Origin of the sequence: Fictibacillus sp. 5RED26 (assembly GCF_015903895.1) — a bacterium.
Lineage (GTDB): Bacteria > Bacillota > Bacilli > Bacillales > Fictibacillaceae > Fictibacillus > Fictibacillus phosphorivorans.
In genome coordinates, this window is sequence record NZ_JACZDU010000010.1 from 1 (window position 1) to 17,025 (window position 17,025).

General features: G+C 39.1%; 20 protein-coding genes. 16 read left to right on the forward strand and 4 right to left on the reverse strand.

Going from position 1 to position 17,025, the window contains the following annotated elements; genetic code table 11:
• Positions 1–15: 15 nt before the first annotated feature.
• Positions 16–747, reverse strand: coding sequence for a Bax inhibitor-1/YccA family protein (locus tag IHV10_RS20405; protein ID WP_197133943.1), 732 nt, complete (start codon positions 745–747; stop codon positions 16–18).
• Positions 748–967: 220 nt separating this feature from the next.
• Between IHV10_RS20405 and IHV10_RS20410 the strand changes: the two genes are divergently transcribed.
• The 7 genes from IHV10_RS20410 (at position 968) to IHV10_RS20445 (ending at position 7,435) form a co-directional block, all read left to right on the forward strand.
• The gene (locus IHV10_RS20410; protein ID WP_197133946.1) at positions 968–1,819 is read left to right on the forward strand and encodes a hypothetical protein; all 852 of its coding nucleotides are present in this window, start codon (positions 968–970) and stop codon (positions 1,817–1,819) included.
• A gap of 58 nt (positions 1,820–1,877) precedes the next feature.
• Positions 1,878–3,185, forward strand: coding sequence for a hypothetical protein (locus tag IHV10_RS20415; protein WP_197133949.1), 1,308 nt, complete (start codon positions 1,878–1,880; stop codon positions 3,183–3,185).
• A 250-nt stretch (positions 3,186–3,435) separates the two neighbouring features.
• Positions 3,436–3,903, forward strand: a complete 468-nt coding sequence (locus tag IHV10_RS20425) for a redoxin domain-containing protein (protein ID WP_255552096.1) — start codon at positions 3,436–3,438, stop codon at positions 3,901–3,903.
• 2 nt (positions 3,904–3,905) lie between these two features.
• The gene (locus tag IHV10_RS20430) at positions 3,906–4,079 is read left to right on the forward strand and encodes a hypothetical protein (RefSeq protein ID WP_197133952.1); all 174 of its coding nucleotides are present in this window, start codon (positions 3,906–3,908) and stop codon (positions 4,077–4,079) included.
• A 130-nt stretch (positions 4,080–4,209) separates the two neighbouring features.
• Positions 4,210–5,265, forward strand: a complete 1,056-nt coding sequence (locus IHV10_RS20435) for an SDR family oxidoreductase (protein WP_197133955.1) — start codon at positions 4,210–4,212, stop codon at positions 5,263–5,265.
• Positions 5,266–5,844: 579 nt separating this feature from the next.
• The gene (gene rsgA, locus IHV10_RS20440) at positions 5,845–6,906 is read left to right on the forward strand and encodes a ribosome small subunit-dependent GTPase A (protein ID WP_197133958.1); all 1,062 of its coding nucleotides are present in this window, start codon (positions 5,845–5,847) and stop codon (positions 6,904–6,906) included.
• Between the two features lie 127 nt (positions 6,907–7,033).
• Positions 7,034–7,435, forward strand: coding sequence for a secondary thiamine-phosphate synthase enzyme YjbQ (locus IHV10_RS20445; protein ID WP_197133961.1), 402 nt, complete (start codon positions 7,034–7,036; stop codon positions 7,433–7,435).
• A 218-nt stretch (positions 7,436–7,653) separates the two neighbouring features.
• Here IHV10_RS20445 and IHV10_RS20450 read toward each other — a convergent pair whose 3' ends face one another.
• Positions 7,654–8,079: a hypothetical protein gene (locus IHV10_RS20450; protein ID WP_197133964.1), complete on the reverse strand. Its 426-nt coding sequence runs from the start codon at positions 8,077–8,079 to the stop codon at positions 7,654–7,656.
• Between the two features lie 2 nt (positions 8,080–8,081).
• Positions 8,082–8,285 carry a helix-turn-helix transcriptional regulator gene (locus IHV10_RS20455; protein ID WP_197133967.1) on the reverse strand — a complete coding sequence of 68 codons (204 nt, stop codon included), beginning with the start codon at positions 8,283–8,285 and terminating at the stop codon, positions 8,082–8,084.
• Between the two features lie 360 nt (positions 8,286–8,645).
• Here IHV10_RS20455 and IHV10_RS20460 point away from each other — a divergent pair, with 360 nt between their 5' ends.
• The 8 genes from IHV10_RS20460 (at position 8,646) to IHV10_RS20495 (ending at position 15,207) form a co-directional block, all read left to right on the forward strand.
• A complete protein-coding gene (locus IHV10_RS20460; protein WP_197133970.1) occupies positions 8,646–9,845 on the forward strand; it encodes a branched-chain amino acid ABC transporter substrate-binding protein in 1,200 nt (399 codons plus the stop codon).
• A gap of 91 nt (positions 9,846–9,936) precedes the next feature.
• Entirely contained in the window at positions 9,937–10,923 is a 987-nt protein-coding gene (locus tag IHV10_RS20465) for a branched-chain amino acid ABC transporter permease (protein WP_197133973.1), read from the forward strand.
• Positions 10,924–10,933: 10 nt separating this feature from the next.
• On the forward strand, positions 10,934–12,223 hold the full coding sequence (locus IHV10_RS20470) for a branched-chain amino acid ABC transporter permease (protein WP_197133976.1): 1,290 nt from the start codon (positions 10,934–10,936) through the stop codon (positions 12,221–12,223).
• 14 nt (positions 12,224–12,237) lie between these two features.
• Positions 12,238–13,014 (forward strand): ABC transporter ATP-binding protein, encoded by a 777-nt coding sequence (locus tag IHV10_RS20475; RefSeq protein WP_197133979.1) that lies wholly within the window; start codon positions 12,238–12,240, stop codon positions 13,012–13,014.
• Positions 13,015–13,025: 11 nt separating this feature from the next.
• The gene (locus IHV10_RS20480; protein WP_197133982.1) at positions 13,026–13,733 is read left to right on the forward strand and encodes an ABC transporter ATP-binding protein; all 708 of its coding nucleotides are present in this window, start codon (positions 13,026–13,028) and stop codon (positions 13,731–13,733) included.
• A 271-nt stretch (positions 13,734–14,004) separates the two neighbouring features.
• Positions 14,005–14,175: a hypothetical protein gene (locus IHV10_RS20485; RefSeq protein WP_197133985.1), complete on the forward strand. Its 171-nt coding sequence runs from the start codon at positions 14,005–14,007 to the stop codon at positions 14,173–14,175.
• Between the two features lie 120 nt (positions 14,176–14,295).
• The gene (locus IHV10_RS20490; RefSeq protein ID WP_197133987.1) at positions 14,296–14,766 is read left to right on the forward strand and encodes a low molecular weight protein-tyrosine-phosphatase; all 471 of its coding nucleotides are present in this window, start codon (positions 14,296–14,298) and stop codon (positions 14,764–14,766) included.
• A gap of 15 nt (positions 14,767–14,781) precedes the next feature.
• Positions 14,782–15,207 (forward strand): GNAT family N-acetyltransferase, encoded by a 426-nt coding sequence (locus IHV10_RS20495; RefSeq protein ID WP_197133990.1) that lies wholly within the window; start codon positions 14,782–14,784, stop codon positions 15,205–15,207.
• A gap of 203 nt (positions 15,208–15,410) precedes the next feature.
• Here the strand turns inward: IHV10_RS20495 and IHV10_RS20500 are convergent, their stop codons facing one another.
• Positions 15,411–15,665, reverse strand: coding sequence for a GlsB/YeaQ/YmgE family stress response membrane protein (locus IHV10_RS20500; RefSeq protein WP_066391095.1), 255 nt, complete (start codon positions 15,663–15,665; stop codon positions 15,411–15,413).
• 161 nt (positions 15,666–15,826) lie between these two features.
• On the opposite strand from IHV10_RS20500, the gene IHV10_RS20505 reads away from it, so the two are divergent.
• On the forward strand, positions 15,827–16,702 hold the full coding sequence (locus IHV10_RS20505; protein ID WP_231618342.1) for a YihY/virulence factor BrkB family protein: 876 nt from the start codon (positions 15,827–15,829) through the stop codon (positions 16,700–16,702).
• The last annotated feature ends 323 nt before the right edge of the window (positions 16,703–17,025 follow it).

Genomic DNA, 17,025 nt, shown 5'->3' on the forward strand with positions numbered 1-17,025 from the left:
GTCGGCTTCTCTTTTTTAGTTTCTTCTTAATTTAGCAAGCAGATGTAAAATTTCAAAGTACAGCCAGATTAACGTAACCATAAGTCCGAAGGCACCGTACCATTCCATGTATTTAGGCGCCCCACGATCTGCTCCATATTCAATAAAATCAAAATCCAAAACTAAATTAAGTGCAGCAATCACTACGATAAATAGGGAAATTCCAATCCCAATCGGACCTGTGCTGTGTAGATAAGGTACGCTCATTCCGAAAAAACCTAAGATAAAGCTTGTAAGATAAACAAGCATGATTCCCATAGTCGCTGAGAAAACAATCAATCGGAAATTGTGAGTCACTTTTATGATCCTAAACATATATGCGAGCAGTAAGGCGAACAACGTTCCAAATGTTAAAGCAACAGCTTGCAATGTAATGCCATTGAATTGAGCCTCGAAGTTTGCTGATATTCCCCCAACTGCTAGACCTTCCAGTGCAGCATATACCGGTGCAAGTAATGGTGCTGTTTTAGGTACAAATGCAACGATTAATGCCGTGACTAAGCCTCCGACCAAACCAATCACGATAAAATGACCGACGGGTTTACCTAAGTTGTATTGATACCAAGTAAATATTGCAGATGCCATTAAGATAAGCAGAAGAATAAACGTTTTGTTTACTGTTCCTGATAAAGTCATTTTCTTGCTAAAAGACGTCCCCCTGAACTTATCAAAAGTGGAGCCTTTTAATGCAGGATTCGCACTTCTCAAGTAAAATCCCTCCTTCTTTCCATACTTAAAAGTACGTGCAAGCAACATCAAAGTTTCATGCATTATAATAATTGGTTACATATCAATCATTATAAGGGTATTTCCTAATGAATAAAAAAGAATAAAAAAGAATTAGGGAATATTGACTATTTTAGACAAAGACCGACAAAAATTTAACGATATGGAAGTATTATATAGTTGAAAGAAGGGAGGTGAATGTATGCGTATATCAAACCTCATTATGCAGGGGTTAATCGCGGGTGCCGTCCTTTTTATTCCTGCAGAGGCTTTTGCAGAGAAAGAAGATGTGGAGAAACGGAATCAAAATGCTGAGCGAAACAATCAGCAAATCGTACAGCAAGCCAAAGCGACAGATCGTGTTCCTGTGCAAGCAACTAAACCTGTAGGAACAGCGTTGAAAACAAATCCGTCTGAAAGTAAGGATAAAGCGGAGTTGAATAAACCTCAATCCAAGGATTCTGAAAAACGATCTGAAACAAAGCTGCCCAAGCAAGTTCCGTTTTCTAAACAGAAAAGTTCTCAACATGCAAACTACCGAAGCGGGGTAAAAAAATCAGATCCTAAACGACAAACTAAAGAACTTGTCCCGATGAAGCAGACTGAAAAACTGAATCAGGCAGAGCGTTCTGATTTAAAAAAGGCTGAATTATCAAGTGCTATACATAGAAAAACAGTGGTAAACAAATCCGCTTCAATAAAAGAATCGGTAAAGGTACTTAAAAAGAACTCTGCTCCATTAAAAGAGAATGTTAGTCAACCACCGATGGAAGAGGATTTTTCTCCTTTATCAAATAAGGAGTCTTCAAAAGTACCAACACATCTTGTTTCAAAGGTAATTCCTGCAACAACAGGACAAGGATCTTCCTCATCAACAAACCATACGGATGGTGGGGCCGGAACAACCTCATTTGCTAACTTTAAAGCTAGCTTAATGTTGCCGATTATCTTTGAAGATGGGGAAAAGGTTTCTGTGTATTTTGGCAGAATGGACCTCTTAAGAAGTCAATGGGTGAATGCACCGCCAGGAAGACCACCGGAAAGCGCTCTTTAATTTTTCAAGAAGATTGTGATGAAACCAACTATCTGAAAATTTAAGGAGCGAAATTAAAATGAAAAAAGTCAACCGTACATTTGTAAAATCTATCGTATTTGCTGGAACATTAACTCTTGCAGCTGTTGTAGGTACAGGTGCTGCTGAAGCAGCTGGTCACCAATCAGAAAAGGCTATCGCAGCTCAAAGTGCAAAAGGATCTCAAGGTAACGTACAAGCTAAGGATGAAAAGTTTGAAAAACCAGCTAAAGTTACTGTAAAGATTCAAAAGCCAGTAAAGGTTGAAAAGCCAGCCAAACCTGAGAAAGCTACTATTAAGCCAGAAAAAGCTGAAAAACCTGCAAAAGATAAGAGTCATTCTCAATCTACTGAACATGCAAGTGAAAATGCAAAGAAACACGCTGCTCCAAACTCAGCGGTTCATGCTGTACCGACTAGAACAGAAGAGCCAGTTGTAACAGAGCCTGTAACTGAAGAGCAAGCAGAAGTAGTGGTGCCTGTTGAGGAAGAAGTAATTGAAGTTGAAATCCCTGAAACAGATACTGAAGAAGGCAAAACAGAAGATACAGTGACTGAAGATGAGGATGCTACTCGCAAAGAGGATCTTGACGTTGATACTGACGAAAATGCAGTGAAAGAAGACGAAGAAGACTCTGAAGATCAAGCAGTTCAAGAGGAAAATGAAGATAACCCAGTCAAAGAAGAAGAGAAAACAGATGTTATTGCTGACGATGATGCAGTAAAAGAGGACGAAGATTCTAACGACGAAGATTCTGAAGATGCAGAAGAAGTAAAAGAAAACAAATCTCTTCAAAATAAAATCAACTCTAATGCATTCCAGCGTTCAAGTGAAAACGCAAAATTGCATGCTGCACCAAACGCTGCTGTACATGCTGATGCTGAAGTAACTGAAGAAGCGCCAGCAACTGAAGAGACTACGACTGAAGAGGAAGTAACTGAAGAAACTCCTGCAACTGAAGAAGTTGTTGAAGAAGAAACAGAAGTAAAAGAAAACAAATCTCTTCAAAATAAAATCAACTCTAATGCATTCCAGCGTTCAAGTGAAAATGCGAAATTACATGCTGCTCCAAACGCTGCTGTACATGCTGAAGCAACACAAGAAGTAACGGAAGAAGCACCAGCAGCTGAAGAGACTACGACTGAAGAAGAAGTTTCTGCTCTTTTGAACAAAATTCGTTCATTTGCAGCTGAGCAAGCTTCTGAAAATGCCAAGTTACATGCAGCTATTAACGCGGCAATTTTAGCAGTTGAAGATGTTTTAGAAGAAGATGCTTCAGAAGTTGTTGAAGTACCTGCAACTGAAGAAGAAACAATTGAAATCATAGTAGAAACTGAAACAAAATAGTAAAAATGAAGTCAGGGGTACGCGGTCCCTGGCTTTTTTGTACTGAAATATTTTTTTATAAGTCCTCGGAAAAATTTATAAGTCTCCAAACTTTTTTATACGTCCTCAAAAAAATTTATAAGTCTTGGTTAGGTATTTATAAGTCTTCAGCTTTTATACATCACGTCACCTTACAATGACTATATATTCCAACGTTTTCTTTTATACGTTCGGGGAAGTATATTCTTAAAGATGCAAGGAGGTGGGATAGTTGCTACAAAAAGGTGATGTTGCACCTGATTTTACGTTACCATCCACATTAAAAAAAGATATTTCATTGTCAGACTATAAAGGAAAGAAAAATGTCCTTGTGGCTTTTTATCCACTAGATTTCACACCTGGTTGAATTAAGGAAATTACCTCTTGGAAAGAGGATTATAAACGCTTTGAAGATGCAAATACAGAAGTGCTTGCGATCAGTGTTGATCACATATACTCACACAATGTCTTTGCGGCAGCTTTAGGAACCTTGCCTTACCCCCTTTTAGCCGATTGGCATAAAAAAGTAACACAGAAGTTCGGCGTTCTTAACGAAGAGAATGGAACTGCCATTCGATCATGTTTTGTTATCGATCAAGAAGGTATTGTTCAATTCAGCAACCATACGTTTGATGCGAATGAACCACTTCAGTATGAGGAAGTATTTAAAGCTTGTGAAACATGTGGAAAAGGAGATTAACTATGGACCAAGAAAGCAAGGATCATAAACCCATTGAAGATCCGACTGCTCATGCAGAACAAGAGATCAACGCTTATTTTTATGACGAGAAAAAACAAACCGATGGCCATCCCACTGATTATATGAATAGTGAGATGCCCGCTGTTAATATTGCTAAACCCGATGATGAAAAATAAGGCTGCTTTTTAGCAGCTTTTATTTTTGGGCTTTATTTAGCATATCTCTTGAAACCGGCAACATACAAGTAATGTTGTGGTACTATATAAGCAGAAGTATGCTGATATAGGAATAGGAAGGAACAGCTGAATGAATATATTTTTAACCGGAGCAACTGGTTTTTTAGGTGGTCGCTTAATTCAAAACTTGGCGCGTGAAGGTCATACACTTTATGTGTTAGCGCGAAACTTACAAAAAGCTGAGCAGCTTCTTCACAAGACAGCTGATTTGAACGGCGTTATTCATATCATACAAGGGGATATCACAGCTCCTCACTTAGGTATGACGAAGGAAGCGGAGCAAGAACTTTCAGATAAAATTGATGTGTTTTATCATATGGCTGCTCTTGTGAAATTTGACTTGGACCTTAAAGATGAACTTTTTCAAATAAATTATACAGGTACACAACATGCACTACATGCTGCAAAAAAAATGGGGGTTGAGCATTTTTATTATGTAAGCACAGCATATACTCTTGGCAAAGACGAATCTGCTAAAGAAGAATTGCACAGTTTGAACAATACATTCAACAATCCTTATGAAGAAAGTAAGTGTAAAGCTGAACATCTATGTATGGAGTTTACAGATCGTTTTAACGTAAGTATCTTAAGACCGGCGATCATTATTGGCGACTCTAAAACAGGAGAAGCAGATTCTAAGTTTACCTTGTATGGTTTACTCCGTAGCCTTGAAGTCTTTAAAAAGAGATTTCAAAGAAAAGGAATGGGTGATCGTGTATTCCACTTACTGTGTGAAGAAGGAAGTACGCAGAATCTTGTTCCTGTTGATTATGTAGCAGATATTTTATCTGGTGTTCTAAAAAAGGGAAGAGAAACAAAGATCTATCATATTACAAATAACAATCCGCCGCTTAGTGCAGATGTTTTTCAGGTTATGAGGGAAAAAGCGGGACTACAGCTGTTTAAGCTTGCTCCTTATGATTACGAGCCTTCTTTAAATGAAGAAGAAAAGCTTCTCAACAGCGTGATTGACGTTTATAAAAACTACTTGAACAGAAACATTACGTTTGATGACAGCAACACTCAACAAATGCTAGAAGAAATAGAAGCTGCACCCCTTCATATGGATATGCCTATGATCAAACGAATCATTGAAGGGTATCAGAATGCTTCTGTTCAAAAATAAAAATATGCATCTATTTACAATTTATGCATATCCTGCTATAGTGTATATGTAAAGTAACTAATTCTTAATGAAACCCAAGGAGGTATGTATCATGAGACAACTTAATGGAATGACTTCAGAGAGTGTAATTTATGTACAGCCTATTGGGACAATGAAGAACCGCTAGTAGTTTATTTGCGTGTAATTTCTTCGCTTAAATTTGTCATTTAACCATGGGCTGTACAACAGTGCCATGGTTTTTTATATGAAGAGGGGTATTTGTGTACCTTTCTTTCGTAAAGAACCTAAGTATAACTTTAGGTTCTTTTTCTATTTTATTTTGTAAAACGCTAAAGGATTGTTGCTTTTAACTCTTTACATCTTTGAAAGTTGATTGGAGTGGAAGATGCGAGACTCCTACGGGCTAGCCACTGCAACTAGACAGGTGAGACACTTAAATGTGAATCATTCGAATGTGGCTCACCGCCTGCCCCGTGGAAAGCGAGCAACCTGGAACGGAAATCAACACTTTCAAAAGCGACATAATTTGCGAAAAAAAGATATTAATAAAATGACAACATTTATTCGGAGGGTATTACATTGAATTTAAAATCACTAGGTTGGAATCAAACATTTGAAGAATCGTTTAAAACATATGAAAATCAAGATCTTGTTCCAGGAAGAATTAGTGTAGAACATAAAGGACTATATAGTGTTCTGACGGAGCATGGTGAATTACTAGGTGAGATCACAGGGAAGATTCGCTTTAATGCAACAGGGCGTCATGATTTTCCGGCTGTTGGAGATTGGGTCGCTGTTCAGGCTATTCCGCATGAAGGAAAAGCTTACGTTCACGGTATACTGCCCCGCAAGAGTAAGTTTTCTCGAAAAGCAGCAGGCTTAACAACAGATGAACAGATTGTCGCGACAAACGTAGATACAGTCTTTTTAGTGAATGCTTTAAATCAGGACTTCAACCTTCGTAGACTTGAACGCTATTTGTTAATGGCTTGGGAAAGCGGTGCGACTCCTGTTATCGTTTTAAGCAAGGCGGATCTTTGTGATGATGTTCAAAAGTTCTTAGATGAAGTGGAAACCATTGCGTTTGGTGTTCCTACATTTGCAGTTAGTGCAGAAACTGGTTCGGGTCTTGATGAACTTGCAGCATATATTACAGAGGGTGAAACCGTTGCTCTATTAGGTTCATCCGGTGTTGGGAAATCGACGCTTGCAAACAAACTTTTCGGCTCAGAGGTATTGAAAACAAACGTTATTCGTGAAGAAGATGGAAAAGGAAAACATACGACCACACATCGTGAACTGCTTGTTCTTGAAAGTGGTGGAATCTTAATCGATACTCCGGGAATGAGAGAGCTTCAATTGTGGGAAGGCGACAACAGTTTAAGCCAAAGCTTTCATGATGTTGAAGGATATGCGGAGCAATGCCGTTTTCGTGATTGTACCCATCAAAATGAACCAGGGTGCAAAGTGCAAGAAGCGATTGAAACAGGTGAGTTAAAAGAAGACCGCTATAACAGTTATGTAAAACTTCAACGTGAATTAGCGTACTTCGCTCGCAAAGAAGATCAGAAGTTAGCGAATGCCGAAAGAGCAAAGTGGAAAAAACTCGCTGGTGACCGTACGCGCGTTCATCGTAAATAATTGAAATAGAAGAGGAATGGTTTTATGGCCACTCCTCTCTTTTTTTGCCTATTGATACTGATAGATTAACTTTTAAAAAGGATTTTCATAGGGAAACATCAAAATAAGAAGATTGAGGAGGGATAAGATGGCACATGTATTTACGATACAAACGCATCAAAGAGATGAGATGTATGAGATTACGAGTACATTGGAGGCTTATCTAGAAGAGCAGCGTGTAAACGATGGTGTGATGTACATATATTGTCCGCATACGACAGCAGGAATAACAATTAACGAGAATGCAGATCCGGATGTTGTTCATGATATGCTTATGCGACTGGATGAGGTATATCCGTGGGAACACCCGAAGTATCGCCATGCTGAAGGCAACTCCGCTTCACATCTTAAAGCAAGTACTGTTGGTTCTTCGCAAGTTGTGTTTATTCAAAACGGCAAGCTTCTCTTAGGGACTTGGCAAGGGATTTACTTTTGTGAGTTTGATGGTCCACGGACACGAAAGTATCATGTGAAGATTTTGAACAAATAAATATATCCATAAAAGAAGGTTCACTGATATAACTAAGTATTTCAGTTAATGTGAAGAAAATTAAAATGAACAGTCCTATTTCAATTACAAAAAGCAATAGAGATAGCGATACAATTTACAGTTAATGTAGCACAAAAAAACGCTTGAAGATTTCTTCAAGCGTTTTTCATCCTGTTTTAATTCTGTCATTCAAGTAAAGCCCTTGTTAGTGAAAAGTCCTATTCATCGGCATCTTGTCTTTTTTTCCTTAGACTATAGATATAGACTATTGGAATAAAGCCGCAAATAAATAAAATTCCACCCATAATTACTCCATCAACTATATCAAAACCATCAGTAAGAGATACAAAAAATCCGACAACAGTTGAAATGAAAACAATCACAACCAATGAAATACTTAGACTCTTTTTGGGGTTAATTTTATTGCTTTCGTGGTCTGCACTAATACTCATTGATAAATAAGCGAAAATAGCTGTGGTTAATATAAATACAAGCCATAGGGGATTTTCTCTCATTCCATCTAACCCTTTTGTAACAAAGTCATATCCTAAAATTCCAAGAATACCAACTGTTTGAACAATATACGCAATGCGGATGTTTTTTAAATTCTGCAATACTAAACGTTCATCTGTTATTTTGTTCATTATTAATCACTCTTCCTTTCTATCCAAAATACTTCATCTAATGTTTTATTAACTGCATAGCAAATATCCAGACACAACTTTAATGTTGGATTATATTTTCCTTTTTCTATCAAGCTAATTGTTTGTCGAGTAACACCTATTCTTTCAGCTAACTGTTGTTGCGTTAAATCAACCTGTATACGAGCTATCTTAACTTTGTTTTCCAAATGATATAATCCCTCCTTATAAATAAATTGTAACATATATATTGCATTATTCAATATATATATTACATGTACACAGTGAAAGTCCTTTTTTAATTATTCTGCCTCGTCAGTTTTTGTGAAGAAACAGTAGAAATAGCAAAGTCTTGAATTTAAAGGATATAACAGTAAACCTTTTTTATTTCCTACTAAAGTTCTAGGTATCGAATGAAAAAGAAATATGTTGAATAATAGGGAAAACTTTTAAATTTAACATAAAAATTCTATTTTTCCAAAAATTTAGTTGTCTAATCCCTTTTCTTCATGTACTATTTTTTTTAAATAGTGGAAATTATCATAATATTCAAACAAGGGGGATTTTAGGTGGGGATTAAGAGAGGGTTAAAAGTATTAGCGGTTTCCGCATTATCACTAGGACTTTTGGCAGGTTGTAATTCTTCTGGTGGCTCAGAAGGAAGCAATGGAGGGGGAGGAAGCGGAAAAGTAATCAAGATTGCAACGCAAACTCCTTTGTCTGGCGGTAGTGCAACACTTGGGGAATCTATTAAGCTTGGTGCGCAACTGGCGTTGGAAGAAAACAAGAAGAAGTTTGAAGACTTAGGGTACAAGCTCCAGCTTCAGCCGTATGATGATCAAGCAGATCCTAAAAAAGGTGTAGCAAATGCACAGCTGATTGGGTCAGATAAATCGATCCTTGGGGTAGTAGGTCACTTGAATTCAGGCGTATCCATCCCTTCATCTGAAGTTTATGAAAAATATAAAGTCCCGATGGTATCCCCAGCAAATACTGCGACAGAGGTAACGGACCGAGGACTTAAAACAGTGAACCGTATCGTAGCACGTGATGATTTCCAAGGTCCTGCAGGTGCAGACTTTGCGATCAATAAATTAGGAGCAAAAAAGATCTTCGTTATCCAAGACAAAACAGCTTACGGAACAGGGCTTGCCGATGCATTTAAGGAGGCAGCTGAAGAAGCTGGAGCAGAAATTCTTGGTTACGAAGGAATTACCGTTGGTGAGAAAGACTTTAACGGTGTACTCACACAAGTATTATCAAAGAAACCTGATTTAGTTTTCTTTGGTGGATTATACACAGAAGGCGGTCAGTTGATCAGACAAGCTCGTGACAAAGGAATTAAGATTCCATTCATGGGCGGAGATGGTATGGATTCCTCTACTCTAGTTGAGATCGCAGGAGATTCTGTAAAAGACGTTTATTATACTTCTGTAGCAGCTGATGCGAGCAAATCAACAGAAGGCAAAGATTTCTCTTCTAAATACAAAGAGAAGTTCAACAAAAACGTAGAATCGTATTCAGCTTATGGCTATGATTCTATGAGCGTTCTATTAAAAGGATTAGAGGCAGCGATCGAAGGAAGTGACGGAGACCTTCCGGCACGTGAGAAAGTAGCAGAAGAAATTCGTAAGATTCAAGATTTCCAAGGTGTTGTTACGAAGGTTGGTTTCGATGATATCGGAGACAACAAGTTTGCAAAAGTATACATCTACAAGTTCAGTGAAGCTAAATATCCAGGCGTTCAAGAAGGCGAAATCAGTAAGTAAACTTATGTTTACAAGAGAGGGAATGACCCTAACGGCCATGTCCCTCTTCTTTTTTACATACACTCCCCAGACGTGAAAGAGAGGAATATTTATGTTAGCTGAAATTTTACAAAGTCTGCCTCAAGTACTTGTAGATGGTATTGCTCTTGGTGCGATATACGCAGTTATTGCACTTGGTTATACGATGGTTTATGGGATTTTAGAGCTCATCAATTTCGCCCACGGTGAAATTTTTATGACAGGTGCTTTTATCGGAGTTGCGATGCTGATTCTCATGACAGGCTTGGGCTGGTTAGCGGCGATGCCTGCCATTCTTGCTTTAATTCTTGTGTTGGTCGTTACGTCGATCCTGACCGGTTTCATGGGTGTTGGGATAGAGCGGATGGCATACAGACCACTCAGGAATTCGCCTAAACTGATCACGTTGATCTCGGCGATCGGTGTATCGTTCCTGCTGCAAGATCTCGTACGTTTTATTACGGAATACAAAAGAGGAAATTATATCTTAACAGGTCCATCCATGTTTAATGAGCAATTTTCCATAAAATTTTCTAGCATATCCTCTTCGTTTAGTGATGCTTTCTTTAAAACATCTACATTGATCTTAATCATTGCAGTAGTGATCATGATGATCGGACTGGACTTTTTCGTTAATAAAACGAAGTGGGGCATGGCGATGAGAGCAGTAGCTCAAGATCGTGAAACAGCTTCACTTATGTCTATCAATGTGAACAAAGTGATCTCGTTGACCTTTTTTATCGGATCAGCTCTAGGTGGAGCAACAGGTGTTCTATTTGCTGTGCAATATGGAACGATTGATCCGTACATTGGCTTTATTCTAGGATTAAAAGCATTTACAGCTGCAGTTCTTGGAGGCATCGGAAATATACGCGGTGCTATGGCTGGAGGATTAATGTTAGGGATTTTAGAGATGTTCGCAGCTGCCAATCTGCAGCTCTTAACGGGTGGGATCTTCGGCGCAGAGTATAAAGATGTATTTGCGTTCGCCATTCTAATTGTCGTATTAATTTTCAAACCAGAAGGACTGTTCGGCAAAGCAGTTACTGAGAAAGTGTAGGTGAAGAGCGATGAATAAGCTGACAAGTAAACTAAAAGGCAACAAGCTGGCACAAATTATTCTGCTCGTCCTTTATGTACTGATTACCTCGTTGAGCCTATATCTTGCTCAAGCATCTGTAACAGCTTTTCTCTTGCTGTTGTTCTCATTGTTGCTTCTGTACTATACAGAGTTGCCAGACCGGCTAAAATGGTTGATCGCAGGCGTCGTCCTTATTGGTGTAATACCCTTTGTATCGAGCACCGGACCAGGTTATCAATCGTATATGGAAGTCGCTACGGTTGTCGGTATCTATGTAGCGATGGCATTGGGACTTAATATTGTAGTTGGTTTAGCAGGTTTACTAGACCTCGGGTTCGTAGCCTTCTTTGCGATCGGGGCATATACGTATGGAATCTTTGCAACAGGACAAGCTGCTAACTTTATGCCATTCGGAACGTTCCCTTTATCGGGTGAGAGCTTTTGGATCTTTATTCTAATAGGCTGCTTTGTAGCTGCACTATTTGGTGTCTTATTAGGTATCCCTGTACTTCGTGTAAAAGGAGACTACTTAGCGATCGTTACGCTTGGTTTCGGTGAGATCATTAGAATTGTGTTTAATAATCTAGATAAACCTGTGAATATCACGAATGGAGCAATGGGATTAGCATCTGTTAAACCTCCAGAGATCTTCGGTTATCAGTTTGTATATCCAAACCAATTCTACTATATCGTTCTTGGTATCTTGTTTCTTGTCATTCTAGCTGTTAGAAGATTCGAGTTCTCAAAAATCGGCCGCTCATGGAAAGCGGTTAGAGAGAACGAAATCGCTGCACAATCAACGGGTATCCACCTTGTGCGTACAAAGCTTTTAGCATTTGCAATCGGGGCTTCTTTTTCAGGAATGATGGGAGTTGTCTTTGCAGCGAAACAAACATTCGTTGATCCGACGAGTTTCACGTTACTAGAGTCTATCACTATCCTAGTAATGGTCATCCTAGGAGGCATGGGAAGTGTGCCAGGTGTAATCCTTGGTGCAGCAGTCATTACTATTCTAAATCTACAGGTACTGACAGAGGTAACAAATTACTTAAATCAATTGAGTCTTGATGGTGTGATCAGCTTTCCAGAAGCACTTGCTCCAGCAAAAATGCAACGATTTATCTTTGGAGCGATTTTAATCATATTTGCCATCTATCGCCCTCAAGGGTTAATACCATCTAAAAATCCTGTGTTTGATGAAGAGTCTCTTAAAGAGGGGTCTAAAAAGCACAGAAAAGAACAGATTACGGTTGAACCTGACAAAGGGTTTCAGGCATAGGAGGCGGTATAAAGATGTCGATTTTAACAGTTAGTAATCTTACAAAACAGTTTGGCGGACTGGTTGCTGTAAATTCAGTTGATATGACAGTGGAAAAAGGTTCGATAACAGCTGTGATCGGACCGAACGGAGCAGGGAAGACTACCTTTTTTAACCTAATCACAGGGGTATACCAGCCGGATAATGGGAATGTGCAACTCGGACCGACTTCTTTAGTTGGGTTGAAGCCACACGAGATTTCCCGGCACGGAATTGCTCGTACGTTCCAAAACATACGTCTTTTTTCAAACATTACCGTTCTCGAGAATGTAATGGTAGGGTTGCATAAACAGTTGAAAGCGGGAATCGTTGGTACTCTGTTTCAAACAAAAAAGGTAAGAGAAGAAGAACAGCTGGCAAAAGAAGAGGCTTACCATTGGCTTGAATATGTCGGCCTTGCCAAGCATCTGAACGAAGATGCTCAGAATCTATCTTATGGAGCTCAGCGTAGGCTAGAGATTGCGCGTGCACTGGCTACGAAACCTAAACTCTTGCTGCTAGATGAACCTGCAGCAGGGATGAACCCGAGAGAAACGCGTGAGTTAACGGAGTTTATCCATCGTATGAGAGAGGACCTAGACGTAACAATCGTTTTGATCGAACATGATATGAAGCTAGTCATGGAGATATCTGAACAGATCTTTGTATTGGATCATGGTGAAAAGATCGCTGAAGGAAAGCCTGCTGAAATCCGTAATGATGTAAAAGTGATTGAAGCTTATCTTGGAAAAAGTGCCGTAACACCAGCGTAAGGAGGAGAACGATGAGTATTCTGCAATTAAAAGATATTAACACATATTACGGTGGTATTCATGCGCTAAAAGGTATCAGCATTTCTGTAGAAAAAGGGGAAATCGTTACATTAATCGGATCAAACGGTGCAGGGAAATCCACAACATTAAAGACGATCAGCGGACAGGTTCTACCGAAAACAGGTTCTGTTATCTATGAAGGAAAGGATATCTCTAAACAATCTGCGCACATTACTGCTCAAACGGGTATTGCCCACGTTCCTGAAGGAAGAAGGATATTTCCAAGACTTTCGGTAAAAGAGAATTTAGAGATGGGTGCTTTTATCGTAAAAGACAAAAAAGTCATCAAGGAACGAATGGAACAGGTCTTCGACTATTTTCCAAGGTTGAGAGAACGTTTAACCCAAAAAGGAGGTACGATGAGTGGCGGTGAGCAGCAGATGCTCGCCATGGGTCGTGCCCTTATGTCCAAGCCGCGTCTATTGCTGCTTGATGAACCTTCAATGGGATTAGCCCCTGTTATTGTAGAACAAATTTTTGATATTATAAGTGATCTCAATAAAGAAGGAATGACGATTCTTCTCGTTGAACAAAACGCATTTCAGGCTCTGCAGATCGCCAATCGAGGGTATGTGCTTCAGACTGGAGAGATCGTGATGGCTGGTCAAGGGAATGAGCTCATTACAAATGAGTCTGTTCGAGAGGCTTATCTGGCTTAACTAGACGGTTATAGCAAACGATGCTTTGTAAGCAGTTGATTTGCGTTCCAGATGCTCGCTTTCCACGGGGCGTGCGGTGAGCCTCCTGCCGCTTTGCGCCATTAGGAGTCTCCACCTGTCTAGTTCCAGTGACTAGCCCCTCTAGGTCAAAAGTTGAATGGTCAAGAATGCAAAGTGCGCCTTCCTGGCCCATTCAACTTTTGCTTGTCGGGGCTGAACGAGTCACTTCCACTTTTCGGACTGACCGCTCGTCCCGTAGGAGTCTCCCATCTTGCACTCCAATCAACTAGTCAGTGAAGTGAAAGAAAAGACAGTTAAGAAGAACTTCACAAAAAGACCAGTTCATACCAAAGTACTTAGTGATTTCGATCCGTCACAGGATGCTCGTGTTCCGAGGGCAAGCAGCTTTTCGAAACAATCTATTGTAAATTCAACAGCATAGTTTACAGAACAAATGAAACCGGGTTTGGTAGAAGCTCGGTTTTCTTTTTATGTATATTTCCTCTTTATTATTGGATGAAATTGTTATACCTTTAAAAGGAAGACGAAAGGGGTATGATTCATGATTAAAGTACTCTTTGTATGCTTAGGAAACATATGTCGATCTCCTATGGCGGAGGCAATTTTTCGAGATCTTGTAAAACGAGAAGGCTTATCTGAAATCATTTCGATTGATTCTGCTGGAACAGGAAACTGGCATGCAGGTGAACCGCCGCATGAGGGAACAAGAAACATCTTGAAAGAAAACCAAATATCCTATGAAGGCCAAAAAGCACGGCAAGTTAAGACAAAAGATTTAACAGACTACGATTATATCATCGGGATGGACGCTGAGAATATCGGTAACATGCATAGGATGGCGGGGCAAACCCAAACAGGTATGATCGCAAGGCTAATGGACTTTGTACCTGAAGTTGAAAAAGAGGATGTACCAGATCCATACTTTACAGGTAACTTTCAAGAAGTATATGATCTTGTGACAATCGGCTGTGAGAGGCTTCTAATCGAAATAAAAAATAGAGAATCGTTATAATCAGGAGGATATCGGATGGGTGAAATTCGTCAATTATCATCAGAACAAGAAGTGCGTAATGCTTTTCCGGTTATGAATCAGCTTCGTACACATCTTTCAGAAGACCTTTTCTATGAATTATTTTTGCAGATGGAGAAAGAAGGTTATACGTTATTCGCCAATGTTCATGAAGGAAAAATTGTTGCTGTGGCTGGTTTTGCGATGCTGACAAACCTTTACGACGGCAAGCATATTTATTTGTACGATCTAATCACTGATTCAAACGAAAGATCAAAAGGATATGGTGAGGAACTTCTTGCATTTTTGGAGTCCTTTGCACTTCAAAATAACTGTAATTGTGTTGCACTGAGTTCAAATGTGGACCGTAAAGACGCTCACCGTTTTTATACAGAAAAGATGAATTATGAGATGCCGAGCTATGTGTTTAAAAAGAGATTTTAAGGTAGCTGAGCATGGATTTAAATATTGACGTAAGAGCATTAATCAGCGCTTTAATCTCGACTAAAGGAACGGGAATCCTTATGCAACCTAAATGAATTGCATAACTATTGTAGCAAAGTAAAAAGCTGGCCAAGGAAGATCATGTTATGATCGACCTTAGCCAGCTTTTCTTTTTGAAATAGGTTATGTTTTAGTAAATCTTATTAAGCACGGCTACGCATACTGCGCATGATCCAGCTTACGATAAGTACTACTACAACTGCACCGATAATAGCTGGAACGATTGCAAAACCTGCTACCATTGGTCCCCAATCACCTAACAATAATCCACCTAACCATGCACCAACAAAACCTGCGATGATGTTACCGATGATTCCGCCTGGTACGTCACGCCCTGTTAAAAGACCTGCTAACCAACCGATGATTCCTCCAATTATAAGTGCCCATAATAAACTCATGTAAAATTCCTCCTTTTTTTTTGTAGGTTGTAATATGGAATTATTCTTAAGTTACCCATTATAAAAAATTATAAACTTATCCTGAAAAAAGTTTTTATCACCCTAAGTAAGGGGAAAGATAAAGGGAAATGTATAAAAATAAGTAAGGGGTGAGAGAAACTTTGACATTATGGCATATACTCAAACATATGAAAGCCAAAGCATTTGGAATCGAATTCATGCATGGTTTTCAAAGAGGAGATGTTACAGGACTTGCAGCACAGCTTGCTTATTATTTTCTGCTTTCCCTGTTCCCTTTTCTTATCTTCTTATTAACGCTCGGTGCCTTTTTTATAGAACCGAAAGAAGCGCTCGATCTGTTAGAGCATTTTGTACCAACAGAGGCGATGGATTCTGTTCGGGAGAATTTACTTGCTGTATTAGAAGGCAGAAGCGGTGGCCTCTTATCTATTGGAATTCTAGCTACGATATGGTCAGCTTCTAATGCGATCAATGCAGTAATTAAGACGTTAAATGAAGCATACGGAGTTAAAGAATGCCGTAGTTTCATTAAAACAAGGTTGTTGGCTATTTTCTTAACGTTTGGTGTTATTTTTGCTTTTGTAGTTGCACTTGTTTTTCCTGTATTCGGAAAGATGCTTGGGAACGCAGCGTTTTCTTATTTAGGGTTGAGTGATGAGTTCCTGCAAATCTGGGGAGTGTTACGGTGGTTGATTAGTTTTCTTATCATCTCGACAGTTGTATCTGTTCTCTATTATTTAGCTCCATGCAAAAAACTGAAATATAGTGAGATCTGGTACGGTTCACTTGTTGCTACATTCTTTTGGCAGATCGTTTCGTTCGGTTTCGCATTTTATGTGGATCATTTTGGCAATTATACAGCTACCTATGGAAGTATTGGAGCGATTATTGTTCTTATGCTTTGGTTTTATCTTACAGGTATCGTACTTTTATCAGGTGGAGTCCTTAATGCCACATTCCATAAGTTTAAGATTGATTTTGCCAAGAAAAGGGGCTTGTTAAAGGCTGAATCCTAGGGAAAACTATACATACCTTGTCGTTAAGGAGGTATTATTGATATGGGAAAAAGCAATAAACAGACCCACAACAATAAGAACAACAAAAATGATAGTCAGCATAAGACGAGTAAGTCTTCTAACAAAAAGAATGACTTTCATTAATCGAACACGAACAAGTACGAAGCTGTCCTTTTAAGGGGCGGCTTTTTCGTTTTAGCAGTAACGGTAATGAAAAAGTACATAAGAAGTACATGTTTTGAATGAACTATGCGAAATGTGTATAGGTAATGGGAGAAAGTTTGTGTCTTTTACCTGTATCTCCTTAAGAGCTTTGCGTGTTA

Bases quoted from the DNA above. Each gene is read 5' to 3' on its own strand.
- IHV10_RS20500 (WP_066391095.1), bottom strand. From the start codon at position 15,665: ATGAGTTTATTATGGGCACTTATAATTGGAGGAATCATCGGTTGGTTA.
- IHV10_RS20435 (WP_197133955.1), top strand. From the start codon at position 4,210: ATGAATATATTTTTAACCGGAGCAACTGGTTTTTTAGGTGGTCGCTTA.
- IHV10_RS20495 (WP_197133990.1), top strand. From the start codon at position 14,782: ATGGGTGAAATTCGTCAATTATCATCAGAACAAGAAGTGCGTAATGCT.
- IHV10_RS20430 (WP_197133952.1), top strand. From the start codon at position 3,906: ATGGACCAAGAAAGCAAGGATCATAAACCCATTGAAGATCCGACTGCT.
- IHV10_RS20415 (WP_197133949.1), top strand. From the start codon at position 1,878: ATGAAAAAAGTCAACCGTACATTTGTAAAATCTATCGTATTTGCTGGA.
- IHV10_RS20445 (WP_197133961.1), top strand. From the start codon at position 7,034: ATGGCACATGTATTTACGATACAAACGCATCAAAGAGATGAGATGTAT.
- IHV10_RS20480 (WP_197133982.1), top strand. From the start codon at position 13,026: ATGAGTATTCTGCAATTAAAAGATATTAACACATATTACGGTGGTATT.
- IHV10_RS20410 (WP_197133946.1), top strand. From the start codon at position 968: ATGCGTATATCAAACCTCATTATGCAGGGGTTAATCGCGGGTGCCGTC.
- IHV10_RS20465 (WP_197133973.1), top strand. From the start codon at position 9,937: ATGTTAGCTGAAATTTTACAAAGTCTGCCTCAAGTACTTGTAGATGGT.
- IHV10_RS20450 (WP_197133964.1), bottom strand. From the start codon at position 8,079: ATGAACAAAATAACAGATGAACGTTTAGTATTGCAGAATTTAAAAAAC.
- IHV10_RS20475 (WP_197133979.1), top strand. From the start codon at position 12,238: ATGTCGATTTTAACAGTTAGTAATCTTACAAAACAGTTTGGCGGACTG.
- IHV10_RS20490 (WP_197133987.1), top strand. From the start codon at position 14,296: ATGATTAAAGTACTCTTTGTATGCTTAGGAAACATATGTCGATCTCCT.
- IHV10_RS20470 (WP_197133976.1), top strand. From the start codon at position 10,934: ATGAATAAGCTGACAAGTAAACTAAAAGGCAACAAGCTGGCACAAATT.